General features: G+C 62.7%; 17 protein-coding genes and 1 tRNA gene. 6 read left to right on the forward strand and 12 right to left on the reverse strand.

Going from position 1 to position 19,689, the window contains the following annotated elements:
• Window positions 1–60 precede the first annotated feature (60 nt).
• The 3 genes from ACT53N_RS03760 to ACT53N_RS03770 are packed head-to-tail and all read right to left on the reverse strand — an operon-like array spanning window position 61 to window position 3,535.
• The gene (locus ACT53N_RS03760; RefSeq protein ID WP_476062677.1) at window positions 61–1,158 is read right to left on the reverse strand and encodes a glycosyltransferase family 4 protein; all 1,098 of its coding nucleotides are present in this window, start codon (window positions 1,156–1,158) and stop codon (window positions 61–63) included.
• A gap of 5 nt (window positions 1,159–1,163) precedes the next feature.
• Window positions 1,164–2,528 carry a lipopolysaccharide biosynthesis protein gene (locus ACT53N_RS03765; protein WP_476062618.1) on the reverse strand — a complete coding sequence of 455 codons (1,365 nt, stop codon included), beginning with the start codon at window positions 2,526–2,528 and terminating at the stop codon, window positions 1,164–1,166.
• The gene (locus ACT53N_RS03770) at window positions 2,525–3,535 is read right to left on the reverse strand and encodes a hypothetical protein (RefSeq protein WP_476062619.1); all 1,011 of its coding nucleotides are present in this window, start codon (window positions 3,533–3,535) and stop codon (window positions 2,525–2,527) included. Before ACT53N_RS03770 ends, ACT53N_RS03765 begins: the two co-directional genes overlap by 4 nt.
• A 412-nt stretch (window positions 3,536–3,947) precedes the next feature.
• Between ACT53N_RS03770 and ACT53N_RS03775 the strand changes: the two genes are divergently transcribed.
• Complete coding sequence (locus ACT53N_RS03775; protein WP_476062620.1) at window positions 3,948–4,883, forward strand: glycosyltransferase family protein; 936 nt, start codon at window positions 3,948–3,950, stop codon at window positions 4,881–4,883.
• Between the two features lie 4 nt (window positions 4,884–4,887).
• Window positions 4,888–5,973, forward strand: coding sequence for a glycosyltransferase family 4 protein (locus tag ACT53N_RS03780; RefSeq protein ID WP_476062621.1), 1,086 nt, complete (start codon window positions 4,888–4,890; stop codon window positions 5,971–5,973).
• Here the strand turns inward: ACT53N_RS03780 and ACT53N_RS03785 are convergent.
• The 6 genes from ACT53N_RS03785 to ACT53N_RS03810 form a co-directional block, all read right to left on the reverse strand.
• Entirely contained in the window at window positions 5,970–6,539 is a 570-nt protein-coding gene (locus ACT53N_RS03785; RefSeq protein ID WP_476062622.1) for a WcaF family extracellular polysaccharide biosynthesis acetyltransferase, read from the reverse strand. The two genes, ACT53N_RS03780 and ACT53N_RS03785, sit on opposite strands and share 4 nt — an antisense overlap.
• Window positions 6,536–7,852, reverse strand: a complete 1,317-nt coding sequence (locus ACT53N_RS03790; protein WP_476062623.1) for a WcaI family glycosyltransferase — start codon at window positions 7,850–7,852, stop codon at window positions 6,536–6,538. Before ACT53N_RS03790 ends, ACT53N_RS03785 begins: the two co-directional genes overlap by 4 nt.
• Window positions 7,853–7,854: 2 nt before the next feature.
• Window positions 7,855–9,162, reverse strand: a complete 1,308-nt coding sequence (locus ACT53N_RS03795) for a UDP-glucose dehydrogenase family protein (RefSeq protein ID WP_476062624.1) — start codon at window positions 9,160–9,162, stop codon at window positions 7,855–7,857.
• Window positions 9,163–9,246: 84 nt separating this feature from the next.
• Complete coding sequence (galE, locus tag ACT53N_RS03800) at window positions 9,247–10,230, reverse strand: UDP-glucose 4-epimerase GalE (RefSeq protein WP_476062625.1); 984 nt, start codon at window positions 10,228–10,230, stop codon at window positions 9,247–9,249.
• Between the two features lie 40 nt (window positions 10,231–10,270).
• Window positions 10,271–10,924: an exopolysaccharide biosynthesis polyprenyl glycosylphosphotransferase gene (locus ACT53N_RS03805; RefSeq protein WP_476062626.1), complete on the reverse strand. Its 654-nt coding sequence runs from the start codon at window positions 10,922–10,924 to the stop codon at window positions 10,271–10,273.
• A gap of 196 nt (window positions 10,925–11,120) precedes the next feature.
• The gene (locus ACT53N_RS03810; RefSeq protein WP_476062627.1) at window positions 11,121–12,074 is read right to left on the reverse strand and encodes a tyrosine-type recombinase/integrase; all 954 of its coding nucleotides are present in this window, start codon (window positions 12,072–12,074) and stop codon (window positions 11,121–11,123) included.
• Between the two features lie 263 nt (window positions 12,075–12,337).
• Here ACT53N_RS03810 and ACT53N_RS03815 point away from each other — a divergent pair, with 263 nt between their 5' ends.
• Both ACT53N_RS03815 and ACT53N_RS03820 read left to right on the forward strand, forming a co-directional pair.
• Window positions 12,338–12,808: a DUF3489 domain-containing protein gene (locus ACT53N_RS03815; RefSeq protein WP_476062628.1), complete on the forward strand. Its 471-nt coding sequence runs from the start codon at window positions 12,338–12,340 to the stop codon at window positions 12,806–12,808.
• Complete coding sequence (locus ACT53N_RS03820) at window positions 12,805–13,239, forward strand: DUF2924 domain-containing protein (RefSeq protein WP_476062629.1); 435 nt, start codon at window positions 12,805–12,807, stop codon at window positions 13,237–13,239. Before ACT53N_RS03815 ends, ACT53N_RS03820 begins: the two co-directional genes overlap by 4 nt.
• 43 nt (window positions 13,240–13,282) lie before the next feature.
• On the opposite strand, the gene ACT53N_RS03825 is transcribed toward ACT53N_RS03820, so the two are convergent.
• Both ACT53N_RS03825 and ACT53N_RS03830 read right to left on the reverse strand, forming a co-directional pair.
• Complete coding sequence (locus ACT53N_RS03825) at window positions 13,283–14,083, reverse strand: DUF5681 domain-containing protein (RefSeq protein ID WP_476062630.1); 801 nt, start codon at window positions 14,081–14,083, stop codon at window positions 13,283–13,285.
• Window positions 14,080–15,408: a site-specific DNA-methyltransferase gene (locus ACT53N_RS03830; protein WP_476062631.1), complete on the reverse strand. Its 1,329-nt coding sequence runs from the start codon at window positions 15,406–15,408 to the stop codon at window positions 14,080–14,082. The genes ACT53N_RS03825 and ACT53N_RS03830 overlap by 4 nt, the downstream gene beginning before the upstream one ends.
• 463 nt (window positions 15,409–15,871) lie before the next feature.
• On the opposite strand from ACT53N_RS03830, the gene ACT53N_RS03835 reads away from it, so the two are divergent.
• Window positions 15,872–17,545 carry a recombinase family protein gene (locus tag ACT53N_RS03835; RefSeq protein ID WP_476062632.1) on the forward strand — a complete coding sequence of 558 codons (1,674 nt, stop codon included), beginning with the start codon at window positions 15,872–15,874 and terminating at the stop codon, window positions 17,543–17,545.
• A 409-nt stretch (window positions 17,546–17,954) separates the two neighbouring features.
• On the opposite strand, the gene ACT53N_RS03840 is transcribed toward ACT53N_RS03835, so the two are convergent.
• Window positions 17,955–18,045, reverse strand: a tRNA-Ser gene (locus tag ACT53N_RS03840).
• A gap of 140 nt (window positions 18,046–18,185) precedes the next feature.
• On the opposite strand from ACT53N_RS03840, the gene hfsE reads away from it, so the two are divergent.
• Window positions 18,186–19,688: a polysaccharide biosynthesis protein HfsE gene (hfsE, locus tag ACT53N_RS03845; protein WP_476062633.1), complete on the forward strand. Its 1,503-nt coding sequence runs from the start codon at window positions 18,186–18,188 to the stop codon at window positions 19,686–19,688.
• The last annotated feature ends 1 nt before the right edge of the window (window position 19,689 follow it).

Here is a 19,689-nt window from a genome sequence, read left to right on the forward strand (position 1 = left end):
TAGAACTCGTCGTTCAAAATCAATTTTATGGCATTCTCATGAAAACGACAACCCAAGACATCAAGAAGAACGATCCAAAATTCTCAACACTATAGAAGCGTAGGTTTTGGCCGTCAAATTAAGGTCGAAACAGTCCATTGCGTGGCGGTATCTATGCGGCAGACGGAGAGCGGCACTTCGGAACTCTTCAGGGGCAGAGAGCCCCCCTAGATCAACCAGCGTGACCCCCTCGATCCCCTTCGCAAACTGAAAGCTCTCAATATCCGACGCGACGATCGGCGGGCCGCTGGCCATTGCCTCCAGGAAGGCGATGCTGTGGGCCTCTGACAGGGAAGGCATCAGATAGACGTCGCAGGCGCTGAGCAGGTCCGGCACGTCCAGGCGGGGGCCCAGGAAGCGCACGCGATCGCCAAGACCCGCCGCCGCGATCTCGGCCTGGAAGCCGGCGTGGTAGTCGGTGTCCTCGACGATGCCGGCGAACCACAGCAGGAGGTTCGGGTCCTCGCGCAGAGCCGGCAGCATGGCGTCCAGCGTGAAGCGCTGCTGCTTGACGGGCGAGACGCGGCCGACCTGCAGCAACAGCGTCCGCCCATCCGCCAGCCCCAGGGCGGCGCGGATCTCGGCTCGCCGCTCGCGGGCGGCGTAGAAGCGGTCCAGATCGACGCCGTTCAGGACGATCTCCAGCGGCGGCGACGATTTCAGGCGGCGCAGATAGGCGTCGGCCGCAGACTGCGATACCGAGATGATCTGATCGGTGCGCGCCTGCAGCAGCCGCTCGATCCAGCGCAGCTTCCAGCTGCCGTAGTCGTCGGTGCCGCTGTGCAAGACCGAGACGAAGCGGGCCTTGGAGCCCGCCGCCAGAACGGCCAGGCGGCCGTAGACGGCCGGAAGGGCCGAGTGGCCGAAGATGACGTCCGGCTTGAACGCGCGGATGGCGGCGGCGTAGCGCTTGATCCGCGCCGCCCCACTCAGCGCCTGCTCGGGGATGTCGAGCACCACGTCGGCGGCGGTCAGCTTGTCCAGCTCCGGCTTGAACGCCTCGGCCGACGGCGCGAAGGCGGCCACGGCGCAGACATGGCCGTCGGCCGCGTGACGCAGGCACAGGTCGCGCACCAGCACCTCAGCGCCCGAGTGGCGAGGCGTATGGATCAGGTGCATCAGTCTCACGTGCGCGCTCCTAGCTTGGTCATGATCCCCCTGGCGACGGGGATGCGGGCGAACAGGCGCGCCCAGGCCTCTGGCGAGGGCGCGATCGGCACGCCCAGCGAACGGCAGTTCATGATCCAGGTGACGAGGCCGCCGGCGCTGATGGCGATCATCGCGCCGGCCGCCACACCGACGCCGCCCAGCGGCTTGGCCAGCAGCCAGGCCAGGCTAGGGCTGCCCAGCGTGCTGATCAGGCTGCCGATGATGTTCCACTTCAGCCGCCCCGAGCCCATGCCCAGGAAGAAGCCCGGGGTCGACAGGGTGTTGAGGAACCATCCGCCGGCCAGGATGAACGAGAAGACGACAAACAGCGGATCGATGCGATGCAGCCAGATCAGGCTGACGATCGGCGAGCCGACCGCCATGCCCAGCATGGCCACGCCGGAGGCCGCGCCGATCATGGTGAGCGCGCCTTCGTAAAGCCGGTGCATCTCGGCCGGCTCGCGCTCATGCGTCGCGGCGAACAGCGGCGTGAGGTTCTGGCCCGGCGCCACGACCAGCTGGCGAACCTGCAGGATCCCTCGCGAGGCCAGTTCGTACATGCCCAGAGCCCCCAGGCCGCCCAGCGCCGAGAAGGCGAACTTGGTGAGGGGGTCGAACAGGAAGCTGGCGATGTTGAGCGCCTGCAGGCGCAGACCAAAGCCCATCAGTTCGCGCAGGGGCGCCATCCGGATGCGCCACGGCAAGGCGAAACCCAAGACCCCCGCAGCCTTCACCACCAGGAACCATCCGCCGAAGGTCAGCAACACGTACTGGGCGCTTTGCGCCAGGGCCACGCCGCGCAGCCCCATCGTCTTGACCGTGACCAGCGCCACGATGGCCTGCGCCACCAGCGTGAACAGCATCAGCATGCTCTTCTGGTCGGAGCGGTGGAACCCGATCAGGGCCGAGGTCACGACATTGCCGATGCTCTGCAGCACGAACGAGCCGATCGCGAACGGCAGCAGGGCTCTGGCCTGCTCGAGGCTTGGCCCATTGATCGTCAGGCCCAAGCCCCACCAGGCGGGCCAGTAGAGCAGCAGGCCTAGGGCCAGGTAGAACAGCACATTGGTCAGAAGCGCGGTCTCGACATAGACCAGCGCCTCGTCGCCCGAGCCGTCCCTTGCTTGCGAAACCGCGACATAACGGCCGAGGCCTCCGGCCGCGCCCAGGTCGGCCACGCGCGCCAGCGAGGTCGTGGCCAGCACCAGCGACCAGACGCCCAGAGCGGCGACGCCCAGATGCTGCAGGATCAGCCTGTAGAGAATGAACAGCACGATACTGGAGACCACGACCTCCAGAATGTTCCAGACCGCATTGCGCTTGAGACGTGCGCTGCTCACAAGGCCCCCTCTGCGAGGGGGAGCATCAGCGCCCGCGACAGCACCGCGACGCTCCGTTCACGCATGGCCTTGACCTTGGCCGCGGGCTTGCCCACAGGCGGCGGCGCGGACTGGAGCGCGGCCTCGGCGCCGGCGGTGTCGTCCCAGGGCACGGTCAAGGTCGGGTGATCGAGGATCTTCGCCAAGCGCTCGACATAGGCGCCCTGACGCACGGCCACGGGCTTGCCGGTCTGCACCGCGCGCCCGAAGATGCCCGACGCCTGATCGTACTCCGGCGCGTAGCACGCCCAGATGACGGAGGCCTCGCCATAGAGGTCGCGCAGTTCCTCGTCGGTGACGAAACGGTCGACCAGGAGGCCGCCCTGCTCGGCGAATTGGTCCGCCCTTTTTCGCGAGCCCTTGGCGACCTTGCCGGCGGCGACGAATAGCCAGGCGTCCCGCGCCTGGGGCTGGGCTCTCCAGGTGTCGGCCAGGAAGTCGAAGCCCTTATCGCGGCTCTGTCCCCCCAGAGCCACAACGACGGGACGTCCTGCGGCGGCGGCGCGGACCTGCTGCGCTAGCATGGTCTCGGCCGAGGCTTGGTCGGGCGCGAGGTCCCAAAGTTGTGGGTCATGGATCCAGTCGTCCGCGATCTCGGCGAAGGCAGGATCCAGATCAAACGGCATAATGGTGACGATCGTGATCGCCGGCAGCGCGCGCGCGATCTTAAGCAGCCACTTCTTGGCGACATGCTTGGGCGCCTTGGAGCGCACGGCCTCGCCGGGCCGGAACATCAGAGCGCAGCTGCGACGGCCGATCAGGGCGCGCAGAATGGCGACCGCCATGAACTTGCCGGTGTGCTCCTCGAGCATGGGCGAGAACAGGGCTGCGGAGTCCATCACCGCCGAAAGACGAAGCGGCTTCGTCTCAGAGACCACGCCGCCGTTGGTCGCCAACTGTTGAAACAGAGCAATGTACTCCCGACGGTGGCCATCCATACCGTCGGCGACGATCAAAAGTCGCGCCATGCCCCACACGAATTGCGTCGCGGCATCCCATGCCGCTTCTCGCATGCCTGCTAACGCGGGCGAATAGACAAGACAAGCGTCCAGCTTTCAAGAAGCCGAATTGGTTGGCTCAAGCACGCCAATCACGCGAAAAAAACAGACGAAAAATGGATTCGACCCGAAAATGCGCAGGCTGGAAACATACCCCCATTCGCCCCGCCGCCGCTTCGAAAGAATACGATTACGGCGCACGGGCTATATTCAATTTGAATATATTTTTAAGCAGCAATATTAATCTAAAAAATTTAGCCTCAAAAACAATGAAAAATCAGACTGATAGCGACGATTTCAGTGTTTACACGGACTGAACTTCCCCGTAGCAAACAATGACAGTCAACGAGCCTCACAGTCCACCAGTCGGAACAATTGCGTTATGGGCCAACTGACTCCTGTCGCCATTTTCGCGTACCGTCGCCCAGAGCACTTGCAGCGCGCGCTTGTCGCACTCACGGCTTGCCCGGAGTTCGCCAGTTCCCCGGTCTTCATCTTTATCGACGGACCGCGCCCAGGCGCAGAAACGGCGGTCGCCCAGACGGCGGAGGTGGCGTCGCGCTTCGCAGGACCAAACGTCTCCATCGTGCGCCAGCCCTCCAACCGGGGGTTAGCCAACTCCATCATCACCGAAGTCACCGATCTCTGCGCCCGCTATGGGCGGGTGATTGTTATTGAAGATGACCTGGTCATACATCCGACTACGCTCACTTGGCTAAACCAGGGCCTTGACGCCTACGCCGATGACCCCCGAGTGATGCAGATCAGCGCCTACCAGTATCGCGTGCCTGAGTTTGAGCGGCGCAGCGAGGGAAGTTTTCAACGCTTCGCCACCACTTGGGGTTGGGCCACTTGGCAGCGGGCTTGGGCCAAGTTTGATGCGAACGCAACAGGCTGGGAAGCCGTTCGGGAGGACCCGTCCACCCGGTCCACCTTCGACGCAGGCGACGTCTATCCGTTCTCGGCCATGCTCGAAAAGCAGATGGCCGGAAAAGTGGATAGCTGGGGCATTCGATGGTCCTGGAGCGTCTTCCGAAATGAAGGGCTGACGCTTATGCCGCCTCGGTCGCTGGTGACCAACACGGGCATGGACGCCTCGGGTACGCACAATTCAATCGGCGCATTGAAGCAATTCGTTTCGGGGCCGGCGCCGCTGCTCTGGTCCGACAATGCCCCCCCCACCCTGCCGAACCATTTAGTCGTGTCTATTGATGACGAAAGAGCCTTCCGAAGAGGGCTGCGACGCACGAACGCGATGCGCAATGCTAGGATCAAAGCTGCGCTGGCGCGGCTCGGCATGTCTCGGTTTGCGGACTAGGCGCATGTCGGCCAAGCCTCATGTATTCGCGGTGGCGCAACTTCCACCACCAATAACCGGCCTTTCGGCCGTCAACGCCCGCATGATCCAGGAGCTCGAGGCTGCAGGTCTCCTTTTCGCGGCGGCAGATCTCGCCCCGCCGCGCGACTGGCCTTTAGCGTCAAAGTCGGCAGGTCGCGTGGCGAAGACTATCGCGACCATTTTACGACTGGCGATCGCGCGCATCGGCGGCGCTCGCACACTTTACATGCCCTGCGACGGCGGCTCCGGCTTGGCGCTCAATCTGGTCCTGGCCGCTGCTGCGCGTGTGCTTGGCTACAATTGCTGGACCCATCACCACAGCTTCGCCTACCTCAATGCGCGCTCAGCACTCATGGCCGGATTCCTCAGGTTGTCCCCAAAGGGTACGACGCACCTTCTGCTTTGTGATCGCATGGAGACACTCTTAGAGGAACAATATCCGGCGGAGTGGCCGGCCAGCCGCGCCAAGACTCTCGTTCTTTCAAACGCCTTTATGGCGGATGCGACGAGCCCGCCCCCTACACGGGGCGGCGAGCTCGTTCTGGGGCATTTGTCCAATCTGACGGAGGATAAGGGCGCTCTTCGCTTTCTCGATCTATTTGCCCGGCTCCGGAGGCAAGGTCTCGCGGTAAAAGCCAGGATCGCCGGGCCGGTGCACGAACCAAAGATCAAGGCCGCGATCGAGGCAACGAGCGCAGAGTTTCCCGATGAGCTTCGCTGGCTTGGTCCAGTCTATGGGCCTGAGAAAGACGCCTTCTACGACGAGGTGGACATCTTCGTGTTTCCCAGCAGCTATGCTAATGAAGCCCAACCTCTAGTCTTGCTAGAGGCCATGGCACGAGGCGCAGCGATTATCACGACCGATCGCGGATGCATGGGGTGCGATCACAAGGGATCACCAGGCGCGGTCTTCGACGAGATCCATTTCGACGCGAAAGCCCAACAATGGATCGAGGAGCTCGCTATCAACTTTGATCGAGCACGACTGAGTCATGCAGCGAGACAGCGCTTTGCCAGCTTGAAGGATGAAGCCGATCAAGCACTCGCCACCGCGCTCCGCAAAATCTAGCGTTCCGCCCTCAGACTGCGCTCACTGAGCTTTCGGGCGGGGTCGCCGACATAGATACCCATAGCTTCAGTATCTGCGGTTACGACCGCGCGAGCACCGACTATTGACCCTCGACCGATCGTTACTCCCGGATGAACAAACGCCCCCGCAGCCACCCAAGCCTGATCTTCGACTGTGATCGTCTTGGCGAATATATCAAATCCTACCATTCTAAAGTCGTGCGAACCCGTACACAGATAGGCGTACTGTGACACGACTGCGTCTCTTCCAATATGGATTTGGCCAAGCGTGTACAGTTCTGCAAAGTCACCGATCCAGCTATGATCGCCGATCGTCAACTTCCAAGGGTAGGTAATCCTCACACTTGGGCGGATCAAAACTCCCTTTCCGATTTTGGCGCCGAAAAGCCTTAGTAGACAACGCCTCCAACCATACATGAACTGCGGAGACCAAGCGAAGAAGGTGCCTTGAACCAACCACCACATTTGGACGACCACTGCGGAGCGTCCACGGAACCCCTCGGGCATCGTAAAACGCGACAGATCTTGAACAGACTTCTCGTTCACCTTGAACGCCCCCGCGCCACCGCTATCATCTCCGCCTCAAAGCTCCCAATCACCGCCGCCTTGCGCCAGCGCGTCTCAGCACGAGCGCGACCGGCAGCGCCAAAGGCTGCTCGGCGAGCCGGATCAGCAGAGAGCTCTAGGAGAGCATCAGCCATGGCTGAACCTGTCGCTGACACCGCCAACCCGCACCCCTCGACCTCCCGGGCTAGGCCCGAGCCAGGTTCGGCCATAGCGACGACCGGCCGCCCTGACGCCAGCATGCCTGTCAGCTTCGATGGCAATACCAGATCCGCCGCCTCTGGCCTTTGCGGCAAAAGATGAATGTCGGCGGTTGCAAGCAACTCTTCCAACCGCTCCAGCGGTTGCAAGGGCAGGAAGTGGACTGCCTCCATCCCTCGACAGGCCACTTCCAGTGCGCTCCGTGCAGGCCCGTCACCGCAGAGAAGCATCGACACAGGGGCATCTTCGGCCTTCAGCCGCGCGGCGACATCGGCGAGCGCCTCCAGCCCCTGTTTACCCGCCATATTGCCCGAATAGAGGGCTACGATCCGATCGGCAGGCAACCCGAGTTCTTGCCGATAGCTGGTGTTGGAGCTTGGAAGCATGCGAACAGCGTCAACATCTACCCAATTTCGGAACTCGATCGCGCGGTTCTTAGGGACACCCTTGGCGATCAGCCGATCAACCATCGCTGGTGAAATACTGGAAATCCGATCAAAGCGGCTCAGCAAAGCGCGCTCCAGCTTGAGAGCAGCACTTCGGACGGTGCGGTTGCTAAGTAGGCCCAGATCGAAAGCGGCGTCGACCTCGAAATCCTGGATATGCAACCACGTTGCCGCTCCACACACCCGCGCAGCGGCTAGGGCGGCACCCGCAGCCGTGAGGGTAGGGGCGACAGCGAACACGAGATCTGGACGAGAACGTCGCGCAGCCAGAATTGCCGCTGGCGCGGCGCTCAGACCGAACGAGGCCAAATGGGCTATGCGACGCAAACCATTGGGTCGGCGCGGAACATAGAGCGGGGTGCGGTGAACAGCTACCCCATTGATGATCTCATGTGACCATCTCGTTCCAGAGTATCCTGGTCCAATCTCCCATGCAGGATAGTAGGGCGGACCGGTCACAACCTCAACAGAGTGGCCACGCCCCAGCAGCTCTTCGGCGAGCTCAGTCGTGTACTTGGCACAGCCGACAAGCTCGGGTGCATAGTTTAATGCAACGATCAGAACTCGAAGTCGCTGCGCGGACTCACCGCGCACTAAGGCGCCTTCAGCGGCTGTTTCGTATTCCGTGATGATCGGAGCCTTGCCCATACTCAGCCGCGCCCGATGGAGGCGTAGGTGAACCCGTGACGGACCATTTCGGCGGGCTTGTAGACGTTGCGCAGGTCTACGACGACCGGAGCGTTCATCAGCAGCTTCAGCCGATCCAGATCCAGAGCCCGGAACTGGTCCCACTCGGTCAGGATGACCAGGGCGTCGGCGCCCTCAGCGGCTTCATAGGCGCCGGCCTTGAACTCGACGCCTTCCAGCATGTGGGCGGCTTCCTTGGCGCCTTCAGGGTCGAAGGCCTGCACCTTGGCGCCCATGGCCTGCAGGGCCGGCAGGATGTCGAGGCTGGGCGCGTCGCGCATGTCGTCGGTGTTGGGCTTGAAGGTTACGCCCAGCACGCCGATGGTCTTGCCGGTGAGGTCCGTCGAGCCGATGGCGTCGGCGACCTTCGTGGCCATGGCCTTCTTGCGAGCCGTGTTGACCTCAACCGTGGTCTCGATCAGCCGCGTCGGCGCGCCGTACTGCTGGGCGGTCTTGACCAGCGCGATGGTGTCCTTCGGGAAGCAGCTGCCGCCATAGCCGGGGCCGGCGTTGAGGAACTTCGATCCGATCCGCTTGTCGAGGCCGATGCCCTTGGCCACCGATTGCACGTCGGCGCCGACCTTCTCGCAAAGGTCGGCCATCTCGTTGATGAAGGTGATCTTCATCGCCAGGAAGGCGTTGGCGGCGTACTTGATCAGCTCGCTGGTCCGGCGGCCGGTGAAGACGATCGGCGTCTCGTTGAGGCTCAGCGGCCGGTAGAGGTCGCGCATCACCGCCTGAGCCCGCTCATCGTCGGTGCCGACCACCACGCGGTCGGGACGCTTGAAGTCCTCGATGGCAGCGCCTTCGCGCAGGAACTCGGGGTTGGACACCACAGCGAAATGGGCGTCGGGGCGCACCTTCTTGATGATCGCCTCAACCTCGTCGCCGGTGCCGACGGGCACGGTCGACTTGGTGACCACAACGGTGAAGCCGTCGATCAGGCCGGCGATCTCTTCAGCGGCGGCATAGACATACGACAGGTCGGCATGGCCATCGCCGCGACGGGTCGGCGTGCCCACGGCGATGAACACCGCATCGGCGTCCTTGATCGCTTGCGCGCCGTCCAGGGTGAAGAACAGGCGGCCTTCGCGGACATTGCGCGCCACCAGATCATCCAGGCCCGGCTCGAAGATCGGGATCTCGCCCTTCTCCAGGCGCTCAATCTTGCTCGGATCCTTGTCGATGCACGTCACCACGTGCCCGAAGTCGGCGAAGCACGTCCCAGACACCAGGCCCACATAGCCCGTTCCAATCATCGCTACGCGCATCGATCTGTCCTGACTTTCGCCTGCACTGCGGCTAAGCCGCAAATGTAACAATTAGATTGATCAGATTTTCCCGACGCCACCTCATCAGCGGCCTCGCTCGGCCTGTGCTTGGTGCCAGCGCCAAGCGCTCGAAAGAATAGCGCCAAGATCACGACTAGGCCGCCAGCCGAGCTGATCTCGGGCCTTACCGTTGTCACCGACCAGAACGGGCGCATCGCCTGCGCGTCGCTCCGCCACCTGGACCGGCAGCGCTTTACCAACCGCGCGACCAACGCCATCGACCAGCTCGCGAACCGTGGTGCCGGTCCCCGTCCCAAGATTGTAGGACTCCGATGATCCGCCCGCGAGAAGGCGACGCAAGGCCGAGACGTGAGCGTCAGCGAGATCTAGGACGTGGATATAGTCGCGGACCGCAGTTCCATCCCGCGTGTCGTAGTCGTCGCCGAAGATCGTAAAGTGCGAGCGCTGACCCAACGCGACCTGAAGCGCCAGCGGGATGGCATGGGTCTCAGGCTCGTGCCATTCGCCGATACGGCCTTCGGGATCGGCGCCGGCGGCATTGAAATAGCGCATCACGGCGCTCTTGAAGCCGACATAGCGGTCGTAGTCGGCCAAGGCCTGCTCGACCATCAGCTTGCTGCGGCCATAAGGATTGAGCGGCGCCTGGGGATGATCCTCGGGCATCGGCAGGGTCACCGGGTCGCCGAAGGTCGCGCAGGTGGACGAGAACACCATGGCGTTCACGCCCGCACGGCGGGCGGCCTCGATCAGCGTGATCGTGCCGCCAACATTGTTGTCGAAGAAGGCGCCGGGGTTCTTGACGGACTCGCCCACCTCGATACGGGCGGCGAAGTGCAGGACCGCCACCGGCGCATGGGCGGCGAACACCGCGTCCAGACGTGAGGCATCACGGATGTCGCCCACTTCGAGCGGTCCCCACTGCACATGTTCGCGATGACCGTTGGATAGGTCGTCGTAGACTACTGGGCGAAAGCCGGCCTGTGCCAAGGCTAGGCAACAGTGCGAGCCAACATAGCCAGCGCCGCCGGCTACCAGAACGGTCTGCATAAGTATCCCCCGCTGACGGCGGCGCCGCCGCCATCAATCGCTAGTAAGCGTTCTCGGCCAGTAGCAGATGCGGCACGGTCATCAGCAGGATCTTGACGTCGCCACCCAAGGTCCAGCGCTCGATGTATTCGTTGTCCGCGTCGATACGAGCGGCCATCGCCTCGACCTGGCTGGTGCCGCCCCGGAGGCCCTTGATTTGGGCGAGACCTGTCAGGCCAGGGCGGGTGCGGAAGCGCAGATGGTAGTTGGCGATCAGGGCACCGTATTGCTCGTCATGCGCCAGGGCGTGCGGGCGGGGGCCCACGATAGACATGTCGCCGCGCATGACGTTCAGCAGCTGAGGAAGCTCGTCGATGCTGGTCTTGCGAATGAAGCGTCCGACCGTCGTGATGCGGTCGTCATCGCGCTTGGCCTGAACGACCTTCGAGCCGTTCTCCTGGCACCGCATTGAGCGGAATTTGAAGATCGTGAAGGGTTTGCCGTTCAGCCCACCCCGCGACTGACGGAACAGCACCGGGCCCGGCGACTCCAGCTTGATCAGGACCGCAACGAGCAGAAGGAGGGGCGCGAAGAACAGCAAAGCGCCACCCGCGGCCAGAACATCCATGGCTCGTTTAAGCGGATCTCTAGCGACCGGTGACGTTTTCACGACACAGGCTCGCTGGTCCGCAGACGGATTCGTTGCGATCAGCACGTGGTCCCCACCAGTGAATAGCCCGGATCTTCGCCGGATAGTTTAGAAAGGCTTTACTAAATCACGAGGCGACGAACAATCGGCTTCACGAGCGTTTACCAAGCTTTTTTGGGTATCGCGGAGACACTTGCGTCGAGGGAGAACATTGCCTGCCGGTTTGCACGGCACCCTGCTGCGTCGACCATAGCGGCCGCCTCTACCGAAATCCCGCCACCCGCGCCCTCAATTGTTCAGCTGTGCGCAGGGACAGCGACTGGCGATCGGCATAAGCATCTAGCATCGCCAGGTTACGAAATGAGTGCCCGGTACAAAGTGCGACTTCCAGTGCAGACCAGCCGTCCGCCAGGCGACGTGTGATGAACGTGCCGCGTAGGTCATGAAAGGTCACCCCCTCAACGCCTGCCTTTTGACAGGCCGTTCTCCATGAATTGCGAAAGCCGTTCGCCTCCGCGATCCAAGGGGCGCCATCCGATCGGCGTAGCAGGGTGCCCTCCCGGCTGAACGCCCAAGCATCTAGCGCGCTGCGGAGATCGTCCGTGATCGGGACCGCGACTTCAACGCCGCTCTTTCGCTGCAGGATATGGATCAGGCCATTATCGATCGAAGCCCAGTCCAGAGAAAGCAGATCTGCCTGACGCTGCCCTGTCTCCAGCGCGAGAACAAGGGCGAGTTTCATGTGGGGCGGCGCGATGGCCTTGAAGGCCTCGATCTGTTCGTCAGACCATGAGCAGTGTCGGCGCCGCGAACGGTAAAGGCAGCCCAGCGCTGCGGCGCGATTGAAATCGATCATCCCGCGCCGGCGGGCCCAAGACAGGACAAGCTTGAGCACCTGAAGCCGATAGTCTGCAGACCGGGGCTTGGCGCGCGCGGCGTCTCTCCAGGCAAAAACAGCGCGGGTGAAACGGCGATCATCAAGCTCGGCCAGGGAGCAAGCCCCGAAACGCGCCCGAATAGCGATGAGCTTTTTTGCGTAATCTTGCTGTGTCCTGTGTCGAAGCGCGGCGTACTCCATCGACGCGAGATATAGGTCGATGACCTGGCCGAAGTTCTCCACCACCTCAAAGTTGACATCGAGCAGCGAGTTAAAGGCTGCACCAGATGGTGAGCATTCATGGGGTGTGAGCGGCTGGGATACTGGTGGTGCGATCATCGTGATGCCTCCTCAGGGTGTCGCGACGAACGCTCTGGTCGCTCCAGAAGTCGAGCTAGTCATTCTGTTTTAGACGAAAGATTGCCTGATCACCTTGCGGCGATGCCGGTAAATGCCGGCATGCTCGTCCCTCACCAAACGCCACCGGAATTGCATGCTCGACTTCTAGTTCGACCAGAGCGTTAATGCTCACAAGCCCGGTAAACCCGGGCTCGCCGCAGTGGCGGCGGCGATTGGCGTCCCGCTCGGCACAAGGGACGGCAATGGGCATCCAACTCGACGACGCAGCGCAGCTTGAGTTCGCGTTTCCAAAGGGGAAGCTGGGCCTCATTGTTCGCCGCCTCCTGGAGCCTCACGGCACCACGCTCGCAGAACTCATCGAGATTACAGGCTGGCGGCCCCATTCTGTTCGGGGGAAGCTCGCCGGCGTCATCGCAAAACAGCTTCGCCTCCCGATACGACGCGAAACAGTCGACGGTGCTCACCGGTACCTCGTCACTTTGAAGGGTGACCGACCCAAGGCGCTCACGCCGCCTTCGGTAAAGCGTGGCGGGCGCTACATCTGGCGCCTTAAGCGTGAGGGCCGGACGCGCCTGTTAAGGGTCAAGGTGCCGCAGACCCGGCTTGAGCTCGGCATGATCGGCTCGCGCGCCTTGAACCGGCGAGCAGAGCTCAGCGCCAAGATTCAGCGCGCCAAAATGCATGTTCACCTTGTCACCACGTCCGATCGATGAACGGCTCATTGCAAGATGCCGTCTCGGCGCTCGACGACATGAGAATCGACGCACTACGCGAGGCGTGGCGTCGATACCTTGCCAGCGAACCACCCAAACTGCGGGCGGCGGACCTTTTGCGGCGCCTGCTGGCCGAGAAGCTCCAAGAGCAGGCTCTGGGCTGTGACCTCGAGCTGCAACAGCAACTGGCCGTCCTAGTGCAGGGCTACCTCCGCGGCGAAAGGATCAAAAGCGGAAAGGCGACCTTCAGGCCCGGCACGATCCTGCAACGGGACTACGACGGCCAGCGCTATGTGGTGGAGGCGCTGGACCAAGGTTTTCGATACAACGGGCAGGTCTGGGCCAATCTTTCTCAGATTGCTCGCGAAATTACCGGCACGCGCTGGAATGGGCCCCGGTTCTTCGGTTTGCGGGATTTGAGCCCAGGATGAACAAGCACCGAGGCGACAAGACACGCGAAACCGCATTCGGTGCTCAGTCGCCCCCTCGCTTGTAACTCGCCTGGATTTTTCTGATTTCCTTCCGGCGCTCCCGCCATTCGCGCAAATCAAAGTCAGGCTCGCGCCGCGTTTTCTCATCCGGGATGATATCTGCGATCATGTCCGCGAGCCGCTGCTCATGGGCAATGTCGGAGTCGAGGGCGTCGTGAAGGTTCGCCCACGCTTTTCGCTTCTTGAGCTTGCGCAGTTCGGCGATCTCATCGAGCGCCTCCTGTCGACGAGCCAGGAATTTGTCCCACTTGGCCTTCTCATCCGGTGTATCTGGGCCGTTGTAGGTGACCTCCAGGGTCTTGGTGTTTACCCGGACCTCGTGCGGATGGGGTACCGGTTCAGGTCGAGGCTCACCCCGAGCATCGCAGGCAAGGAACGCTTCCTCCCAGGAGTCCTTGTAGGCGACGGCAGACTTGAACAACGCCAACCGATCCTCAAGTGTCTTGTCCTGAACAGCCTTAACCATACCGGCGAGCGCAATCTGGGCGCGGTGGCTTCCCTTCACGGCGGCTACGCCGAGACTGCGGATGACGGCCTGGATGAGCGGCAGTTCAACAACCTGGTCGTTTTCCCGCACCTGTATGGGCCTCACGGCCTCCAGCAGAACCAAGTCGCCAAGATAGTGGCTGAGCACAAGATCTGCAGGCCGGTTCGACGCTGGCTTCTTCTTGGGCCGCCCCTTAGGATTCCCGGAACGTCCTTTCCGGAACTGATGCTCCGACGGCGGCCGCTTGTATCCGACGACGGCCGAGCTTTTGCTTTCAGGCTTACCTGGCTCACTCACGCAGCTAACCCGCCAAGGCGCTCGGCGCGGACGTCATCGAACAAGCAATTTCCCTCTTCAAGGACGGCTCGCTTGCCGGTCAGCAGCTCGAACCGGCGGATGATCACATCGCAGTAGTGGGGGTCGAACTCGATCAGGCGTGCGGCTCTGCCGCAGACCTCGGCTGCGATCAGAGTTGTCCCAGACCCACCGAAACCATCCAGAACGATGTCGCCGCGTCGGGAGCAGTCCTTGATCGCATCGGCCACCATGGCGGTTGGCTTGACGGTGGGGTGCATCGCCAGTTCTTCAGTCCGGTTCGGGCTGATCGAGCTGATGCCGGGATAGTCCCAGACATTGGTCCGGTATCGCCCACTGTCGCCGAGGCCGAAGGTGTTGGTGTGGGGCACCGTACCGACCTTGTAGACGAAAACCAGCTCATGCTTTGATCGGTAGAATGTGCCCATACCACCATTGGTCTTGTTCCAAACGCAGAGATTTTTCAGCTCTGAGAAGGCTTTACCTCCCGCGTTGAGAAGCTCGGTCATGTGACGCCAGTCCATGCACACGAAGGCGATCGCCCCGTCTCGGCACCGGGCCGCCATGGGGGTGAGCGCATCGATCAAGAAGCTGGTGAAGGCGTCTTGGCTCATCTCGCCGACACCCATGGCGAACTCGCGGTGTCGTATGCGGCCAGAGCCGCAGACATGGCCGTCGATGGGCACGTTGTAGGGCGGGTCGGTGAAGATCAGGTCCACCTGATCATCGCCGAGCAGTCGCGCGTAGTCTTCCGGATCACGAGCATCCCCGCAAACCAGCCGGTGCCGTCCCAGAATCCAGACATCGCCTTTGCGGGTGACCACCTCCTCCGCCATGGGCGGTATCTTATCTTCCTTCCCGACGGGCATCTCCGGATCGCGCTCTCGGGCCGCTTCAAGCGTAAAATCCACTTCGGCGAGGGAGAAACCCGTCAGGGTGACGTCAAAGTCCAGGTCGATCAGCGCCTGAAGTTCGATCGCGAGGATGTCCTGATCCCAGCCCGCGCTCAGAGCGATCTTGTTGTCAGCGAGGACATAGGCCCTGCGCTCCTCGGGACTGAGATGAGAAAGCCGCAGGATCGGCACGGTCGACAGGCCAAGAAGCTTGGCGGCTTCGACCCGGCCGTGACCGGCGATGATCTCATCGTCATCGCTGACCAGCACCGGGTTGGTGAACCCGAACCGCTGAATGCTGTCGGCGATCTGGCGGATCTGCTTGCGGGAATGGGTCCGAGCGTTCCGGCTGTAGGGCCGGAGCTTTGACGGCGGGCGGGCCTCGAGGGAGCGAGGAAGGGCGCGATCTGTCACGACTCAACCATAGCGGATTCTCGGAGAGCGTTCCAGCTCTGTTCAGGTTATCACTTTGTTCCAATCCACACCGACTGGACTTCAGCCCAGAACCGAGCGCCACTGTATCGAAGCTCGGTCAGGCCGGGCTTGGGTCGGTGGGGGCTATGTCGCCCCGCTAGACTGGAACGCCTATGGCCACATTTCGAACGCCAGCTGCGCGCCCGCGGTCATGCTTCGTCGCTGGACTGCTAGCGCCTCTCGCATGCGCTACAGCAGCATACCCGCAAGGCCTTGATCGTGACGAACGCCCTACTCCGCCGAACTCTGCCTCGGCGGAAGCTTCGATGCCCATGTCAACGCGGCCGCGCCTAAGGAGGACGGATGCCAGGCTCAGTCACCAGCAACCGCCCGACGCGCGCTGCTTCAACGGCATTCGCCTGAACGGTCAGCGCCTGCTTGGCCTACGAGCCCGCTACACCGAATGAGGAAAGCCCAACGCCTGCGCCACCCCGCCATCACGCCGCTCGTCCGCTGCGCGATCTACACGCGGAAGTCCTCCGAGGAAGGGCTGGAGCAGAACTTCAACAGCCTCCACGCCCAGCGCGAGGCCTGCGAGGCCTACGTACTAAGTCAAGCTGGCGAAGGCTGGAGCGCCCTGCCAAGTGTCTATGACGACGGCGGCTATTCCGGCGGGAATACGTATCGCCCTGCCCTTGCCCGCCTGCTCGCCGATGTCGATGCCGGCAAGATCGACACCGTTGTGGTCTACAAGGTCGATCGCCTGACCCGGTCGTTGTCGGACTTCGCCAAGATTGTCGATCGATTTGATGCGCAAGGCGTCTCGTTCGTCTCGGTCACCCAGGCGTTCAATACGACGAGCAGCATGGGCCGCCTGACCCTCAATGTGCTGCTGTCGTTCGCCCAATTCGAACGCGAGGTCACGGGCGAGCGCATCCGCGACAAGATCGCCGCCTCGAAAGCCAAGGGTATGTGGATGGGCGGTCCAATCCCCCTCGGCTACGACTCCAAGGACAGGACCTTGGTGATCAATCTGGCGGAGGCAGAGCAGGTGCGTGGCATCTTCCGCCGTTACCTGGAACTCCAATCGGTCCCCGCGCTGCGTGACGCCTTGGCGCGAGAAGGCATGCGATCCAAGGTCCACACGACACGCAAGGGTCTGAAGCTCGGCGGCAAGCCGTTCGGGCGCAGCGCGCTTTTTAGCCTGCTATCGAACCGACTCTATGTGGGCGAGATCGCCTATAAGGGTCAGATCTATCCTGCGCAGCATGAGGCGATCGTCGAACGCGCGCTTTTCGAAGCCGTTCAGGCCGAGCTGCGCAAAACGGCTCACGCTCCAAAGCCGAAGACGACTGAGGATCAGTCGTCACCGTTTGTCGGTCGCATCATTGATGACCGCGGCAATCTGATGTCACCGGTCACGACATGGAGACGGGGTCGTGGCTACCGATACTTCGTCTCAACGGCGCTCCTGGTCGGGCGCAAGAATGAGGCGGGCTCCGTAAGCCGTGTCCCTGCACCTGCGCTGGAGAACCTGATCGCCCATCGCCTAGCGCGACTGACACAGACGTTGATGATAGGCCGGGACCTAAAGGATCTTGTCGAGCAAATAGAGGTTTCCCAACAGCAGGTTACTGTCGATCTCGCTATCAACGGCTCATCTGCGCTGATCCGCAGGGCGAGGCTGGCGCTGCCAACAGCGGACACCTTGCAAATCAATGCTGGCAGACTGCGCCTGGTGCTGGCGGCGACCATCCAGGCACGCGGCGGGGTAAAATTGGCCCTTGGGCCAGACGGGATGCCCGCCGTCGCGCGCCCGGCTCAGGATCCGCCCCTGCTGCAGGCCCTGATCCGCGCCGAAGCCTGGAAACGTTGTCTTTTGACCGAAGGCGCTGGCAGCCTTGAGCGCTTGCTCAAATCGGAAGGGGCCGCGCCGACCTACGCGCGACGCATTATCCGCATCGCGTTTCTGTCGCCAGCGCTCAAGCGCGCAATTCTGGATGGGCGCGTACCGCCCAACCTTACCGTTGAACACCTCAAGCGAGGCTACCTACCACTCAATTGGGCCGAACAGGAGGCGATCTATCGTCTACCTGCCGCCTCGGTCGAAAAGCACGCTTCGTCAGCGCGACCTTAGCAAAAACTGCGGCTTCTATGTCGCGAACTCGCTTCGTTCCTGTTCGCCGCAGATCGGTTAACTGTTCCACGGGCAAGCTAGCCTGTTCCCCCGCAGAACATACCCTGTTCTTGGCGCAGGGAAAAAGGGCGTGCAGCGGCACGAAATGCTCATGAAAACAGCTACTTGATGGCTGTTCCTCCGGAAATCCAATCACTGCCTTTAGCGAAAATCGCTGTTTGGCAGCGTGATCAGGGAATATCAGCGCCCCGCCGCCCTGGGGCGGAGACTTGCGCCAGATCGTTGCGCAAAATCGCGCAATGGCGCGGCGACCAGCAACGCCGCGCGTTCTCTTTGGCCGGAAATAGACGCGCGAAATCGGCCACTTGGCGGAATATCCAGCGCTTAGAGACGGTTTAGTGGATTGGGGTGGCGGAGACGGAGGGATTCGAACCCTCGATACCCTTTTGAGGTATGCCGCTTTAGCAAAGCGGTGCCTTCAGCCTCTCGGCCACGTCTCCTCCTGAGAGGGAGCGGTTCGATAGCCTGTTCGCTTCGCGATGACAACGGCGGATATCGGAAAATTCCGGTGTTAACGTGACGCTCAGACGGGATCGCTAGGCTGAACGCGGTTTTCTCAACGACGAGCGTCGTGCGTCCCGTGCCTTCACCGATTTCCAAAGCCGAAACCCTGGCCTTCGCCCCGGCGACGGACACGCAGACAACGCGGTCCGGCGGCGGCGGGGATCCCTCGGCCACGGCCAAGCGAGGTCCGTTCCGGCCTGGACAACTCGTACCCTCACGCGCGCGTCTGGAGACGCGGCTGCTGGCCCGCGCCTTTCGTGGCGTCGACATTCTGGTCGCCGCTGGCGTCGCGGTCTTGGTCACAGGTCTGGGCTCGCCGATCGTGGCGGGGGTCTGGGCCATCACCGCGCTAATCGGCCTGCGCCTCGTCGACGCCTACGCCTTTGCGCGCAAGCAGGCCCTGAGCGCCCATATGGCGCGCGTTGGGTTGGCGCTGGGCGTCAGCTTCCTGATCGCCACGGGCGCGAGCCTGGCCTCCGCGCCCTCGGGAACGACGGTTGTCTGGACCCTGCTGACCTCCACCGCCGTCCTCGCCGGCGCGCATGTTGGCTGGTGGACGGTCATCGCCCGCGGTCGCGCTCAAGGGCGACTGACCCCGAATGTGGTCGTCGTCGGGGCGACCCAGAACGCCGAACGTCTGATCGAGGCAGCCCTGCGCACGGGCGAGGTCAACGTGTTGGGCGTGTTCGACGACCGCCTGGACCGCGCGCCCGAGAACATCATGGGCGTGCCCGTGCTGGGCGACACGGGGGCCCTGCTCGATCATCGCATCATGCCCTATGTCGACCGCGTCGTGATTGCGGTGGCTTCGACGGCTCAGGCGCGGGTGCGCCAACTGGTCGAGAAGCTGGACGTCCTGCCCAACCCGCTGCATCTCTTCATCGACGTCGGCGGCGCGACCGAGGACGACGCGGCGCTCGCCCGTATCGCGGCTGGAAGCGAAGCGCCCCTGTCGGGCTCGCCCGCCTCGACCCGCCGTGCCCTGCTCAAACGCGCTCAGGATCTGGTGGTCGCCAGCCTAGGGCTGCTGATCGCGGGCCCGATCATGCTGCTGGTCGCCCTGGCGGTGAAGCTGGACAGCCCGGGCCCGGTCTTCTTCCGCCAGCGCCGCCACGGCTTCAACAATGAGGCGATCCTGGTCTGGAAGTTCCGCTCGATGCGCCACGAGATGGCCGACGCCAGCGCGGCTCGCCAGGTCAGCGCCGATGACGACCGCGTCACTCGCGTGGGCAAGTTCATCCGCAAGACTAGCCTTGATGAGCTTCCGCAACTGTTCAACGTGCTGACCGGCGAGATGTCGATCGTTGGTCCCCGCCCCCACGCCATCGGCATGAAGACTGCGGGCGTGGAGTCGGCCAAGCTGGTCGCCCAGTACGCCCACCGCCATCGTATGAAGCCCGGCGTCACCGGCTGGGCTGCCATCAAGGGCTCGCGCGGTCCGGTCGACACGCCCGAGAGCGTGCGCCTGCGCGTGGCGCTGGACGTCGAATACATCGAGCGCCAGTCGTTCTGGCTGGACCTCTACATCATTGTCATGACCATCCCCTGCCTGCTGGGGGATCGGTCCGCCGTGCGCTAGG

Source organism: Caulobacter sp. DMC95, assembly GCF_056313785.1.

Coding starts and splice junctions, on each gene's coding strand:
- ACT53N_RS03760 (WP_476062677.1), bottom strand. CDS start 1,158: ATGCACCTGATCCATACGCCTCGCCACTCGGGCGCTGAGGTGCTGGTG.
- ACT53N_RS03770 (WP_476062619.1), bottom strand. CDS start 3,535: ATGGCGCGACTTTTGATCGTCGCCGACGGTATGGATGGCCACCGTCGG.
- ACT53N_RS03775 (WP_476062620.1), top strand. CDS start 3,948: ATGGGCCAACTGACTCCTGTCGCCATTTTCGCGTACCGTCGCCCAGAG.
- ACT53N_RS03780 (WP_476062621.1), top strand. CDS start 4,888: ATGTCGGCCAAGCCTCATGTATTCGCGGTGGCGCAACTTCCACCACCA.
- ACT53N_RS03790 (WP_476062623.1), bottom strand. CDS start 7,852: ATGGGCAAGGCTCCGATCATCACGGAATACGAAACAGCCGCTGAAGGC.
- ACT53N_RS03795 (WP_476062624.1), bottom strand. CDS start 9,162: ATGCGCGTAGCGATGATTGGAACGGGCTATGTGGGCCTGGTGTCTGGG.
- galE (WP_476062625.1), bottom strand. CDS start 10,230: ATGCAGACCGTTCTGGTAGCCGGCGGCGCTGGCTATGTTGGCTCGCAC.
- ACT53N_RS03810 (WP_476062627.1), bottom strand. CDS start 12,074: ATGATCGCACCACCAGTATCCCAGCCGCTCACACCCCATGAATGCTCA.
- ACT53N_RS03815 (WP_476062628.1), top strand. CDS start 12,338: ATGGGCATCCAACTCGACGACGCAGCGCAGCTTGAGTTCGCGTTTCCA.
- ACT53N_RS03820 (WP_476062629.1), top strand. CDS start 12,805: ATGAACGGCTCATTGCAAGATGCCGTCTCGGCGCTCGACGACATGAGA.
- ACT53N_RS03835 (WP_476062632.1), top strand. CDS start 15,872: ATGAGGAAAGCCCAACGCCTGCGCCACCCCGCCATCACGCCGCTCGTC.